Annotated in this window: 12 protein-coding genes; 5 read left to right on the top strand and 7 right to left on the bottom strand. The window is 72.2% G+C overall.

The annotated features are described in order from the left end of the window. Window positions 1-2: 2 nt before the first annotated feature. Window positions 3-506 (top strand): 2'-5' RNA ligase family protein, encoded by a 504-nt coding sequence (locus OO60_RS36155; protein ID WP_003082050.1) that lies wholly within the window; start codon window positions 3-5, stop codon window positions 504-506. Here the strand turns inward: OO60_RS36155 and OO60_RS36150 are convergent. Further along, complete coding sequence (locus OO60_RS36150; protein WP_003082047.1) at window positions 490-1,356, bottom strand: alpha/beta hydrolase family protein; 867 nt, start codon at window positions 1,354-1,356, stop codon at window positions 490-492. The two genes, OO60_RS36155 and OO60_RS36150, sit on opposite strands and share 17 nt — an antisense overlap. 294 nt (window positions 1,357-1,650) lie before the next feature. Here OO60_RS36150 and OO60_RS36145 point away from each other — a divergent pair, with 294 nt between their 5' ends. Next, a complete protein-coding gene (locus tag OO60_RS36145) occupies window positions 1,651-2,778 on the top strand; it encodes an inorganic phosphate transporter (RefSeq protein ID WP_003082044.1) in 1,128 nt (375 codons plus the stop codon). An 8-nt stretch (window positions 2,779-2,786) separates the two neighbouring features. Continuing rightward, the gene (locus OO60_RS36140; RefSeq protein ID WP_003082042.1) at window positions 2,787-3,008 is read left to right on the top strand and encodes a hypothetical protein; all 222 of its coding nucleotides are present in this window, start codon (window positions 2,787-2,789) and stop codon (window positions 3,006-3,008) included. On the opposite strand, the gene OO60_RS36135 is transcribed toward OO60_RS36140, so the two are convergent. Then, window positions 2,990-3,739, bottom strand: a complete 750-nt coding sequence (locus OO60_RS36135; RefSeq protein WP_003082040.1) for a hypothetical protein — start codon at window positions 3,737-3,739, stop codon at window positions 2,990-2,992. The genes OO60_RS36140 and OO60_RS36135 overlap by 19 nt on opposite strands. A gap of 169 nt (window positions 3,740-3,908) precedes the next feature. Next, entirely contained in the window at window positions 3,909-4,118 is a 210-nt protein-coding gene (locus OO60_RS36130; RefSeq protein ID WP_003082038.1) for a hypothetical protein, read from the bottom strand. Between the two features lie 573 nt (window positions 4,119-4,691). On the opposite strand from OO60_RS36130, the gene OO60_RS36125 reads away from it, so the two are divergent. Both OO60_RS36125 and OO60_RS36120 read left to right on the top strand, forming a co-directional pair. Next, entirely contained in the window at window positions 4,692-6,257 is a 1,566-nt protein-coding gene (locus OO60_RS36125) for a sensor histidine kinase (RefSeq protein WP_033263042.1), read from the top strand. Beyond that, complete coding sequence (locus tag OO60_RS36120) at window positions 6,254-6,928, top strand: response regulator (protein ID WP_003082032.1); 675 nt, start codon at window positions 6,254-6,256, stop codon at window positions 6,926-6,928. The genes OO60_RS36125 and OO60_RS36120 overlap by 4 nt, the downstream gene beginning before the upstream one ends. 450 nt (window positions 6,929-7,378) lie before the next feature. Here OO60_RS36120 and OO60_RS36115 read toward each other — a convergent pair whose 3' ends face one another. From OO60_RS36115 to OO60_RS36100, 4 genes are all read right to left on the bottom strand, one after another. Further along, entirely contained in the window at window positions 7,379-8,149 is a 771-nt protein-coding gene (locus OO60_RS36115; RefSeq protein ID WP_003082027.1) for an ABC transporter permease, read from the bottom strand. Beyond that, window positions 8,146-9,060: an ATP-binding cassette domain-containing protein gene (locus OO60_RS36110; RefSeq protein WP_003082025.1), complete on the bottom strand. Its 915-nt coding sequence runs from the start codon at window positions 9,058-9,060 to the stop codon at window positions 8,146-8,148. The genes OO60_RS36115 and OO60_RS36110 overlap by 4 nt, the downstream gene beginning before the upstream one ends. Before the next feature lie 70 nt (window positions 9,061-9,130). Next, window positions 9,131-11,518 (bottom strand): ATP-dependent helicase HrpB, encoded by a 2,388-nt coding sequence (gene hrpB / locus OO60_RS36105; protein WP_003082022.1) that lies wholly within the window; start codon window positions 11,516-11,518, stop codon window positions 9,131-9,133. Then, window positions 11,515-12,345 (bottom strand): glutamate ABC transporter substrate-binding protein, encoded by an 831-nt coding sequence (locus tag OO60_RS36100; RefSeq protein WP_003082019.1) that lies wholly within the window; start codon window positions 12,343-12,345, stop codon window positions 11,515-11,517. The genes hrpB and OO60_RS36100 overlap by 4 nt, the downstream gene beginning before the upstream one ends. Between the last annotated feature and the right edge of the window lie 3 nt (window positions 12,346-12,348).

Below are 12,348 nucleotides of genomic sequence, written 5' to 3'. Positions count from 1 at the left end.
CCGTGCCGCCGCTGGTCGTGACCCTCGCCGTCGACGAGCGCGCGCAAACGGCGTGGAATGCGTTGCGGCGCCGCTGGTTCCCGCTGGAGCGGCAGCTCGTCGACGCCCACCTGACCCTGTTCCACGCGCTCCCGGGCGAGCACCTGGCGACCGTCCTCGCCGACTGCGCCGAGGTGGCGGACGGGCCGTTCGAGCTGACGGTGGCCCGGGTCCGGTCGCTCGGGCGCGGGGTCGCCCTCGACGTCGAGTCCACCGCGCTGCTCCGGCTGCACGCCGCGTTGCGGGCGCGCTGGTCGGCGTGGCTCACCCGCCAGGACGCGCAGCCGTTCAAGCCGCACGTGACGGTCCAGAGCAAGGTCGGCCCGGACGTCGCGGCCGCCACGCTCGAAGCCGTGCGCCGCGAGCCCGGCCCCGGCACGGCGACCGCGACCGGGCTCGACGTCTGGCACTACCGCGGCGGACCGTGGGAGCACGCCGCCGCGGTGCCGTTCACAGCGGCAGGGTGAACGGTGTGCACGACGGCGCGTGGCTCGCGTCGAGCGCGTGCAGGATCAGGCCCGTGACGTTCGGGTCGATCGCCTGGCCGAGGTGACCGGCGGCGTCGGACGGGCAGAAGTCCTGCAGCACGATGTCCGTCGCGCCCGGCTCGTTCAGGATGCCGCTCGTGTACGGCGTCACCACCTCGTCGTACTTGCTCACGATGCTCGTGTACGCCGGGCCGGCCACGTGGACGCCGCCGCGGGCGAGGTCGTCCAGGAAGGCCGAGGGGGCCAGGTATTCCGTGCAGGCGCCGCAGGCCGTCTTCAGGATCGCGCCCAGGCCCGGCACCGTCGTGAGCAGGGCTTCGGCGAGCGCGTCGAGGCCGCCCAGGGTGGTGCCGCGGTAGTTCGCGCCGAAGCCGACGAAGTGGGCCACTTTCGCTGCGCCGCCGCCGTACTTGAGGTAGTACGCGGGCATCGTGCTGCCTTCGGAGTGGCCGACGATGTCGACCTTCGCCGCGCCCGTCGCGGTCGTGACCCGGTCGACGAACCGGCCGAGTTGCGCCGCGCTGTCGCGCATCGACGCGAGGCCGCCGACGCCCGGGCCGAGGATGCCGGTGCCGTAGGTCAGCGAGAACACGCAGTACCCGGCGCCGGCGATCTTCGGCGCGTGGAAGAACCAGTTGACGGAGTCGTTCGCGCCGAGGCCGTGCACCAGCACGACGGGCTGGGGGTGCGCCGCCGTGGGCCGGCAGGCCCAGTCGTTCCAGCCGCTGCCCGTCGCCGCGTCGGCGACCGACGGCGCGACCGCGCCGAAGGTGAGCGCCGCGGCGAGCACGGCCAGGGTTCGCTTGACACCGCCGTTGGTGACCCGCATTCCGTTGCCTCCAGTTACCCGTCAGTACGTGACGCATATCATGATCGGTCACAGAACGGGGGAAGCGACCTGGGAAAACGCTCAGAGTTGTCCGGGGTTCGTTGTGACGGGTGACAATGGCGAGCGCCGATGCGGCCGTTGAAAAAGCGCTTTCACCGATGCCTCTTCCGGCTGATTGCGAAGGTACTGACACCGGTTCATCGAGAGTTCAGGGAGCCGTCACACGACAGGGATCGGAGTCCGTTCCGTTGATCAGTAGCGTTGCTAACGAACAGCAACGGAAGAGAGCCGCTCATGGACTTCTCCCTCATCGTGCTGGTGGTGATCGTCGCGGCGCTCGCCTTCGACTTCACCAACGGCTTCCACGACACCGCCAACGCGATGGCCACGTCCATCGCCACCGGGGCGCTCAAGCCGAAGGTCGCGGTCGGTGTGTCCGCCGTGCTGAACCTGGTCGGCGCCTTCCTTTCGGTCGAGGTCGCGAAGACGATCTCCGGCGGGATCGTCGACGACACGAAGGTGACGCCGGTGATCATCTTCGCCGGGCTCGTCGGCGCCATCGTCTGGAACTTGCTGACGTGGCTGATCGGGCTGCCGTCGAGCTCGTCGCACGCGCTGTTCGGCGGCCTGATCGGCGCCACCTGGATCGCGTCCGGCTCCGACGCCGTCCACTTCGGGAAGGTCGTCGAGAAGGTCCTGATCCCCGCGCTCGCCTCGCCGATCGTCGCCGGGATCGTCGCGACCCTGGGCACCTTCCTCGTCTACCGGATCACCGCCCGCGCGAAGCAGGACACGGTGGGCCGGACGTTCAAGGCGGGCCAGATCGCGTCGGCGTCCCTGGTGTCGCTGGCACACGGGACGAACGACGCGCAGAAGACCATGGGTGTCATCACGCTGACGCTGATCGCGTCCGGCTCGCTCGCGCCGAACTCCGGGCCGCCGCTGTGGGTGATCCTCACCGCCGGCACCGCGATCGCGCTCGGCACCTACCTCGGCGGCTGGCGGATCATCCAGACGATGGGCAAGAAGCTCACCGAAATCCAGACCCCGCAGGGCTTCGCGGCGGAAACCAGCGCGGCCGCGGTCATCCTGACGTCGGCGCACCTCGGGTTCGCACTGTCCACCACGCACGTCTGCTCCGGCGGCATCATCGGCTCCGGGCTCGGCCGCAGGCTCGCCGAAGTCCGCTGGGGCGTCGCCGGCCGGATGGTCCTCGCCTGGGCGCTGACGCTGCCGGCTGCCGCGATCGTCGGCGCGCTCGCAGCCGAGATCTCGACGCTCGGGACCTGGGGCACGGTGCTGGTCGGCCTGGCGGGGGTCGTCGTCGCGCTGGGTATCTACCTGGCGTCCCGGCGGAACCCGGTCAACGCGAACTCCATCCACGAGCCCGAGCCCGGCGTCACGCAGCCGGCCAACGCCTGAGGAGCACCGTGCACATCAATTGGGGTTCCCTCGGTCTCGTCTTCGTCGTCGCGCTGGCTTCGGTCGTCGTGCTGACGAGCCTCTTTTCCTTCGGCGTGGTCGGCCTCTCGCAACGCGAATCGGCACGCGAGGCGGGCAGCTCGGGCACCGGCCCACTGGCCGGCGCGGTGGTCTGCTTCACCGCGTGCGCGGCGATCGTCGGCTACGGGATCTACTTGATCGTCGCCTGAACGCGTTCCCGGAACCCGCCGGGCAGCCCGCCGAGCATCGGCACGAGGGTGGCCCGGCGGGCTTCGGTGAGGTGGGTCAGCAGATCCAGCGCGGGCACCCAGAGGTCTTCGTCGGCGGCCGCCGCGGTGACCAGCCGCCCGAGCCGGTGGGCTGGCAGCAGGCCGACGACGTGGTCGATGCGGTCCTTGTCATCGAGCACGAAGGCGATCCGCAGCAGCGCCGGGTCGTCGATCCCTTCGAGGGCGCGCCGCACGGTGAGGTCGGGCAGGTGACCGACGAACCGGCCGAGGGTGATCCAGTCCTCTTTGCTCGCCAGTTCGGCGGCGACGGCGAGAACGGTGTCGAGCGGAATGCGGCTGATGATGGCGCTGGCACGCCGCGGATCGAGCTCCGCGGCGACCTCGGCGAGGAACCGCGGGCTGAGCCGCTTGGCGACGTCGACCCCGCGCGAGACGTCGACCAGCCCGGCGATCCGCGCGCACAGCAGCGGGCCGAAGACTTTCTCGGCGATCTTGGCGAGCACGCCGACCGGGACCACTCGCGCGGCGAGAGCCATCCGCTGCAGTGCGGCGGCGTTGGCGTCGAACAGCGTGTCGGTGACCTGGTCCCGGAAGGCTCGCAGGTCGTCGGGATCGACGGTGGTGAGGTACTCGAGCCGCGCGGGCTCGACGTCGAGGACGCGGGCGAGTTTGAGGATCTCCGCCTCGGCCGCGTAGTTCGCCGCGGTCACCGGTCGTCCGCCTTGCGGTCGGTGCTGTGTGGGAGGGCGGTCGCAGGTCGGCCGCCCTGCGATCGTGCCGTGAAGGAGCGTGGTCGCTGGCCGATCGCCTTGCGGTCGGTGCTGTGTGGGAGGGCGGTCGCAGGTCGGCCGCCTTGCGATGGTGTCGTGAGGAGCGTGGTCATAGGCCGACCGCCTTCCGGACCGCGCCGCGCAGCAGTGCGGGGACGTACCGGAGGCCCTCTTCGCCCGCCTCGGCGAGCGCTTTCGCCTGCCGTCTGCGCGCGTCGCGCAGGGCGTCGGCGAGGTCCTGCCGCTCGTGCTCTTCGAGGGCCTCGATGCCTTCGGGGAGGTAGCCGCCCAACTGGTCGGCGAGTGTGCGCTCGGCCATGATGGATCATCATGCAACACCGCGGGCGCTCCCGTGCGGATATGCGCAGGGAGAGGTCCGTCGGCCGTGTCGGCGCTCTCGGCCCACCTGCCCCGCCCGGCCCGGCCCGCGGCAGGGCGCCAGGGCTTCTTTGTGAGCACTGCTCTCGCCTGGCTGAGGGCGGTGCTCGGCTTCGAGAGCACTGCTCACAAAGACTGGTGAGCGCTGCTTGCTTTCGAGAGCACTGCTCACGCATGTTTGGCGAGCGGTGCTTGCTTTAGAGAGCGCTGCTCACGGTCGGCGGCGTCCGGGTGGGCGTGGGGCGCATCGCTCTGCGTCGAGAGCACTGCTCACGGCCGCCTGTGCCTGGTGCTCCAAAGTGAGAGCACTGCTCTCTGTGAGCGGCGCTCTAGGTCGAGGGCACTGCTCACGAGCGCGCCGGAACTCGGCCACCGTGGGTCGTAACTCGATGAACCGTCGCCAAACCGGCGGGTTCGCGCTGTCCTGGCCGCGGACGGTGAAGTCGCCGGGCCGCCTGAACCCTTGACTTCCGGCAGTGGTCGGCCGCGGTCACGGGCTTGTAGCTTCGAACCCGTGCGGGAGGTCACGAAGCGCCGGTGGCGCGTGGTGTTCGACGTGCTGCTCGGGCTGTTCCTCGCGTTCGTCGTCGTCGCCGACACCGTCAACATCCGGTCGCCCTGGGAGATCGTCGGCGGGCTCGCCGTCGTCGTGGGCTCGGTGGCCACCGCGCGGCGGTACCCGGTCGTCTCGCTCGGCATCGCGCTGGCCGGGGCGCTCGCCGTGCCGTTCCCGTTCGGCGACCACGTGCCGGTGTGGGTGGTGTTCGTGCTGGTCGCGATGAGCTACCAAGCCGGGCTGCGGATGGAGCGGGCCCGGCCGGGCGTGCTGATCGGGGTTGCCGTCACGGTCCTCGGCCTGCCGCTGGCGCTGCTCGTCGGGCCCGATGGCCTCGGTGACTGGGCGGCGATGGTGGCGATCCTCGTGTTCGCCGGGCTGTCGCCGTGGTTGCTCGGCCGGTACGTCCGGGTCCGCGGCGAACTCGCCCGCACCGGCTGGCGCCGGGCCGAGGAGATGGAAAGCCGGCAGCGGCTGATCGCCGAGCAGGCGCGGCTGCGCGAGCGCGCGCGGATCGCCGGCGACATGCACGACTCGCTGGGTCACGAGCTGAGCCTGATCGCCGTCCGCGCCGCCGCGCTGGAGGTCGCGGGCGGGCTCGACGACACCCAGCGCGACGCGGCCGGGCAGCTGCGGACCAGCGCCGCGGCGGCGACCGAGCGGCTGCGGGAAATCATCGGCGTGCTGCGCGAGGACGCCGCCCCGGTGGAGCCGGTGCAGGGCGACCTCGGCGAGCTGATCGCGCGGGCGCGGGCGTCCGGCCTGGCCATCGAGTCCACAGTGGACGTCGATGCGGCGCCGCCGATGGTCGCCCGGGCCGCCTACCGCGTGGTCCAGGAAGCACTGACGAACGTGGCGAAGCACGCGCCGGGTGCCGCCGTGACGGTGCGGGTGACCAGCGCCGGCGCGCGGACCGACGTCAGCGTCGTCAACGCGCGGCCGCCCGCCGGGCCGTTGCCCGGGGCCGCGTCCGGGCAGGTCGGGCTGATCGGCCTGCGCGAACGTGCCCGGCTCGTCGGCGGCACGTTGCGGGCCGGTCCACTCGAAGGCGGCTTCGCCGTCACCGCGCGGCTGCCGCACGATGCGGCGCCGGCCGAACGGGAGGTCGACGACGACGAGCCCGGGCAATCGACTTCGGCCCGGGCTTTGGAGCTGGCCCGCCGGGATGTGCGGCGCAGCCTGGTCCAGGCGATCGCCGTGCCGTGCGGGCTGTTCGGCGTGGTGCTCGCGGTGAGCGGCGTCGTCTTCCTGTACCAGTGGAACTCCTCGGAGCTGCCCGGGCCGGTTTACGACGGGCTGCGGATCGGGCAGTCCCGGGCCGAGGTGGCGCCGCGGCTGCCCGAGCACCAGCGTTCGGCTCGCCCCGTGCACGGCGAGCCACCGGTGCCGGTGGTGGCCGGCGTCGCGTGCGAGTACTACGGCACGGGCCGATCGTGGCTCGACAACGACTACGCCGCCTACCGGCTGTGCTTCGCCGATGGGAAACTGATTGCCAAGGACAAGTTCGCCGAGGGGGCATCGTGATCAGGGTCGTGCTGGCCGACGACGAAGCGCTGATGCGGGCGGGAGTGGCGGCGATCCTCGCCGCCGACGCGGAGATCGAGGTCGTCGCCGAGGCCGCCGATGGCCGTTCGGCGGTCTCGCAGGTCCTCGCCACGCACCCCGACGTCGTGCTGCTGGACATCCGGATGCCGGGCCTGGACGGCCTCGGCGCGGCCGCCGAGATCCGGCGGCTGTTGCCGGCCACCGGCGTGATCATGCTGACCACGTTCGGCGAGGACGACTACATCGAGCGCGCACTGGCCCTGGGCGCGGGCGGCTTCCTGCTGAAGTCGGGAGACCCGCGCGAACTGCTGGCCGGCATCCACGCGGTCGCCGGCGGGGCCGCGTTCCTCTCGCCGAAGGTGGCGCAGCGCGTGATCGCCCGCTTGTCGGGCGGCCAGCTGGCTCGCGCGGCGGCGGCCCGTGAGCGGATCGCCGTGCTGACTCCGCGCGAGCGGGAAGTGCTGACACTGCTGGGATCCGGACTGTCCAATGCGGACATAGCGGCGAAGATGTTCGTCGTCGAGGGCACGGTGAAGGCACACGTGAGCACGATCCTGACCCGCCTCGGCGTGAAGAACCGGGTCCAGGCGGCGATCACGGCTTACGAGGCGGGCTTGGTGGGGGGAGACGCGGCGGTCGCCGGGCCGTGACCCCGCGTTGATGCGACCCGAGGCCGGCGAAGCCTGTTTGCTGGACGGCCCCACCAACCGCGACACCGACGATCCCATCTCGGCTGTGATCGCCGTGGATGGCGAATTGCTGCGCGGCACCCTTCGTCGGCACTGGGGGTGCGCCTGCTCGCGGTGATCAGCCGCCAAATGGCAACAGCGCTCGGGCGACCGCCGGATTTCGCGCAACGGTCGCCGTGACGTCGACTGGCGCGGCCCGGTTGTCCACACCCCCGTCGTGATGTGGACAACCGGTCGGAGAACGAGGGATTTTGCCGGCTGTGTCGGGCGGTGCCGATAAACTGGACTGGGGACGCCCCCCGGAGAGGGTGGGGGAGCGGTGGAGGCTGGTTGGGGTGGGTAGTGACCTGCTGGCAACCGGCTCCTGTGAGGCCGCCCGGCTTTGGCGCCGCCCCGACCAAAAAGGCCGGGTCAGGCGTCTCGGCGGCGCAGCACCGCCGCGCCCGCCAAGAGTGCCGCCGCTGCCCAGGCTACGTCGATCGCCAAGCCCGTCCAAGGTGCGTACGGTGCCACCGTCATCGTCACCGGGTTGGGTTTGCCCGCCTCCACCATCGCGTTGATGCCCGCGATGCCCGGGAAATACGGTATCGCCTCCGGCCATCCCAACGACGCCACGATCAGCGGCAACGGCACCAGCAGCACGATCACCGACACCAACGTCCCCGCCGCGCTGCGCAATGCCCAGCCGATTCCCGTGCACAGCAACCCGAGCAGGGCGAAGTAGCCGCCCATGCCCGATGCCGTTGTGAACCCTGCCGCGAATGACATCGGCAGGCCGTGGCCGTCCTTCGCCAGCTCCGTCAACGCCATGGCCGCGCACGAAAGCGCCACTCCGTACGCGAACAGCACCGGCAGCAGCACCGCCGCCTTCGCGAGGACCACCCTTGAGCGGACCGGGGTCCACAGCAGGGTCGATCGGATGCCGCCGCCGGTGTACTCGCTTGTCACGAACAGCGTTGCCAGGGCTATCACCGCGAACTGCGTCAGGTACACCGCGCCGCCCAGGGTGATCGTCGGGGCGCTCTGCGGGTCTGTCTCGTAGTGCTGGGCTATGGCCGACAACGTTCCGTAGCCCAGCATCAAAGCAGTCCCAGTGGCCAGGCACCACCACGTCGCCCGGACCGACCAGAGCTTCGTCCACTCCGCGGCCACCGCTCCCGTGAGACGCACCGAAGTCGTCATGCCGACACCCCGTATTCCACCGAAGAAGCCGTCAGCTCCATGTACGCCTGCTCGAGCGATGCCCGTCGCTCGGCGAGCCCGTGTACCCGGATGCCGAGCTCGTGCGCCAGGTCGCCCACCCTTGTGACGTCCAGGCCGTCCACCACCAGCTCGGTCGGGTCGCCCGGGTGCGTGAGGCCGCCTTCGGTGCGCAACCGGGCGTCCAGCGCTGCGCGTTCTGCGTCGGCCGGGATGTGGACCGAGACCGTTGTTCGGGAATTGCTCGCGATGAACTCCGCGATCGGGCTGTTCGCCAGGAGGCAGCCCTTGCCGATCACCACCAGGTGGTCGGCCGTCAGCTGCATCTCGCTCATCAGGTGGCTCGAGACGAACACCGTCCGGCCCTCCGCCGCCAAGGACCGCATCAACTGCCGGACCCAGCGGACGCCGTCCGGGTCCAGGCCGTTGACGGGCTCGTCGAACAACAGGATCGCCGGGTCGCCGAGGAGCGCGCCCGCGATGCCCAGGCGCTGGCCCATGCCCAGCGAGAACTGGCCTGCCCGCTTGCCGGCGACGTCTGAGAGGCCGACGGTCGCCAGGACTTCTTCGACGCGGCTTGCCGCTATGCCGTTGCTGCGCGCCATGGCCAGCAGGTGCTTTCCGGCGCTGCGGCCGGGGTGCAGGGCCTTCGCGTCGAGCAGTGCGCCGACCTCGCGCAGCGGGTGCCGTAGCTCCGCGTAGCGCCGGCCGGCGACCAGGACTTCGCCCGACTGGGGGTGGTCGAGGCCGACCGTCATCCGCATCGTCGTCGACTTGCCGGCGCCGTTCGGGCCGAGGAAGCCGGTCACCTGGCCCGGGGCGACGTCGCAGGTGAGCGCGTCGACGACGGTCTTCTCCCCGTAGCGTTTCGTCAGGTTTCTGAGGGTGATCATGCGGTGGAGTCTGCTGGCCGCGGAGGTGCGCGGGCATCGGCCGACGGTCGCGGGGCGCCCCCGACTTTCGTCACGTGCGGCGGCGGGTGTGGCGGGTCGGGACGGCGCTCGCCGGGTCCTCCGGCCAGGGGTGCTTCGGGTAGCGGCCGCGCAGGTCGGCGCGCACCGCCGGATAGCCAGTGGTCCAGAAGCCCGCGAGGTCGGCGGTGATCGCCGCTGGACGGCCGGCGGGGGATAGCAGGTGCAGCACCACCGGGACGCCGGCGATCGCCGGTGTTTCCGTCCAGCCGAACGTTTCCTGCAGCTTCACCGCGAGCACCGGCTGGTCGCCGCGGTAGTCCACGCGGATGTGCGATCCCGACGGCACTTCCAGGCGGTCCGGGGCGAGGTCGTCGAGCTTCGCCGCTTCCGGCCAGGGGAGCAGGGCCTTCAGGGCGGTGCCCGCGTTGATGTTCGCCAGGTCGGCCTTCCGGCGGGCGGTGCCGAGGTCGAGCCAGCTGTCCACATCGGACAGCAGTGCCGGGTCGTCGACCGCGGGCCACGGCGGGCCGAGGACGCGGTGCAGGAAGGCCATCCGCTCACGCAGGCGGGTTGCGTCCTGGCTCCACTTCAGGAGGTCCAGTCCTTCGGCGCGCAGACCGGCGACGAGCGCGTCGTGGACGTCGGCGTTCTTCAGGGGTCTTTCGGAAAGGGTGATGGCGCCGAGCTTGCGGACGCGCCGGGCGACGACATCGCCGTCCCAAGTGATCTCGTCCACTTCGGACACTGGGCCGACCTGGACGGCGAGGGATTCGTCGGCCGCCGCGGCGAGGCGGATGGTGCCGTGGACGCGGCCGGGGTCGCGGGTGGCTTCGGCGATCGCCAGCCACTCGGCGTCGAGGCCGCTGCCGGGTGGGAGTTCGGCTGCGGTGCCGCCGGCCATGAGGTAGACGGGCGCGCCGCCGGGACGTCGCCGGGCGAGTCGTTCGGGATGCGCGAGGGCGACGACCAGCGCGGGATCCGGGCGGCCGGTGGCCGGTGCGGACGGGATCAGGGCCGCCAGCCGCTGGGCGTCCCGCTTCCAGCGCCGCGCTCCTTCGTCCCCGGCCGAGCGCAGGCGGCGCAGCTCCGCCTCGACGTCCGTCAGCGTGGCGCCCGCGTCCAGCAGCGCCACCACCTCGGCCGCGTTGCGGGGGCCGACCGCCGAAGCCCCGTCCAGCAGCGCGCGGGCCAGCCGCGGGTGCAGGCCCAGCTCCGCCATCCGGCGCCCGCGCGGGGTCACCGTGCCGTCCTCGGACGTCGCGCCCAGCGTCACCAGCAACGCCCGGCCGGCCGCCAGCGCGCCTTCGCCCGGCGGGTCCCACCACGCGAGCCCGCTGCCGTCCGGGGTCGACCAGCACGCCAGCTCCAGCGCCAGCCGGGCCAGCTCGGCCGTGCGGATCTCCGGCTCCGGGTACGCCGGGAGCGTCGCCTGCTCGTGCTCGGCCCAGCAGCGGTACGCCCGCCCGGGCGCCTCGCGGCCCGCGCGGCCGGAACGCTGCGCCGCCACCGCCGCCGAAACCCGGACCGTCGCCAGGCCCGGCAGGCCACGCCGGTGGTCGACCCGCGGTACGCGTGCCAGGCCGGAGTCCACCACCGCGCGCACGCCCGGCACCGTCAGGCTCGACTCCGCCACCGCCGTCGCCAGCACCACCCGCCGCCGGTCACGCGGCCGCAGCGCCTCGTCCTGGTGCGCCGCCGACAACCGGCCGTGCAGCGGGAGAACGTCTACATCGGACAGAGACAGCAGGCCCGACGTCCGTGCTATCTCGCCCGCTCCGGGCAGGAACGCGAGCACGTCGCCCTCGCCCGAGGACAACGCCGTCCGCACCGCCCGCGCGACACACGCCTCGACGCGCTCGCCGCGGGACGGCGGGACGTACGAGAACTCCACCGGGTAGGTCCGCGCCGTGGCCGTGACCACCGGGGCGTCGCCGAGCAGGGCCGCGAGCCGTCCGGACGCGACCGTCGCCGACGTCGCCAGCAGGCGCAGGTCGTCGCGCAGCCCCGCGCGGACGTCCAGGAGCAGCGCCAGCAGCAGGTCCGCGTCCAGGTGCCGCTCGTGGCACTCGTCGAGCAGCACCGTCGACACGCCGGGCAGCTCCGGGTCGCCCTGCACCCGCCGCACCAGCAGCCCCGACGTCACGACCTCGATCCGGGTCCGCGCCGACACCTTCCGGTCGCCGCGCACCGCGTACCCGACCGTCTCGCCGACCGGCTCCCCGAGGATCGCCGCCATCCGCGCGGCCGCCGCGCGCGCCGCCAGCCGCCGCGGCTCGGCCACCACGACCCGGCCTGGGGCGGCCTCGGCCAGTGCGAGCGGCACCAGCGTCGTCTTGCCGGTGCCCGGTGGCGCCACCAGCACTGCGGTGCCGTGCTCGCCGAGCGCGGCGACGACGTCGGGCAGCACGGACCGGACCGGCAGGTCGGGCAGCTTCACTTCGACGTGACCTCGGGGGGCGCGGGCAGCTGGTAACCGGACGGGCCGATGTTCGCGTTGAGCGAGCGCAGCCATTCGCCCGAGGAGATCATCTTCCGAATCGCGTCGTCGACCGCCGCCACCCCCTGCGTGTCGCCCTTGCGCAGGCCGACGCCGTAGTCCTCCTTCGAGAACGGCTTCCCGACGAGCTTCAGCAGCTCCGGGTCGCGGGCGACGTACCCGGCCAGGATCACCGCGTCCGTGGTCACCGCGTCGATCTGCCCGGCCAGCAGCGCGGTCACGCAGTCGGAGTACCGCGGGTACTCGACCAGCTGGACGGCCTGGGCGAACTTGTCCTTCACCTGCTGCGCCGGGGTCGAGCCGGTGACCGAGCACAGCCGCCGCCCGTTGAGCGCCTCGGGCCCGGCGATGTCGGCCGACGTCCGGCGCACCAGCAGGTCCTGGCCGGTGCTGAAGTACGGGCCGGCGAACGACACGACCTGCTTGCGCTTGTCGGTGATCGAATAGGTGGCCACGACCAGGTCGACCGCGCCGGACGTGAGGTCCGTCTCGCGCGTCGCCGACGTCGTCTCGCGCCAGGTGATGTCCTTCGCGGCGACGCCCAGTTCCGAGGCGACGAAAGTCGCGACATCGACGTCGAACCCGACGAACCGGCCGTCGATGGTGTGCTCCGAAAGCCCCGGCGCGTCGAACCGGATGCCGATGGTCAGGTGATCCGTGGCACTCGCCCGGGTGACCAGCGAGTCGGTCGGCGAGACTTTGCCCGGACCGCACGCCGACGCGGTGACCAGGAGCAACGCCGCGCCCAGGAGCATGCGCCACCGCATCCG

Source organism: Amycolatopsis vancoresmycina, assembly GCF_000716785.1.
Taxonomy (GTDB): domain Bacteria; phylum Actinomycetota; class Actinomycetes; order Mycobacteriales; family Pseudonocardiaceae; genus Amycolatopsis; species Amycolatopsis vancoresmycina.
Note: the sequence above shows the minus strand (reverse complement) of the source record. Positions and strands in the feature narration are given on the sequence as shown.

Bases quoted from the DNA above. Each gene is read 5' to 3' on its own strand.
- OO60_RS36100 (WP_003082019.1), bottom strand. From the start codon at position 12,345: ATGCGGTGGCGCATGCTCCTGGGCGCGGCGTTGCTCCTGGTCACCGCG.
- OO60_RS36150 (WP_003082047.1), bottom strand. From the start codon at position 1,356: ATGCGGGTCACCAACGGCGGTGTCAAGCGAACCCTGGCCGTGCTCGCC.
- OO60_RS36110 (WP_003082025.1), bottom strand. From the start codon at position 9,060: ATGATCACCCTCAGAAACCTGACGAAACGCTACGGGGAGAAGACCGTC.
- OO60_RS36145 (WP_003082044.1), top strand. From the start codon at position 1,651: ATGGACTTCTCCCTCATCGTGCTGGTGGTGATCGTCGCGGCGCTCGCC.
- OO60_RS36115 (WP_003082027.1), bottom strand. From the start codon at position 8,149: ATGACGACTTCGGTGCGTCTCACGGGAGCGGTGGCCGCGGAGTGGACG.
- OO60_RS36130 (WP_003082038.1), bottom strand. From the start codon at position 4,118: ATGGCCGAGCGCACACTCGCCGACCAGTTGGGCGGCTACCTCCCCGAA.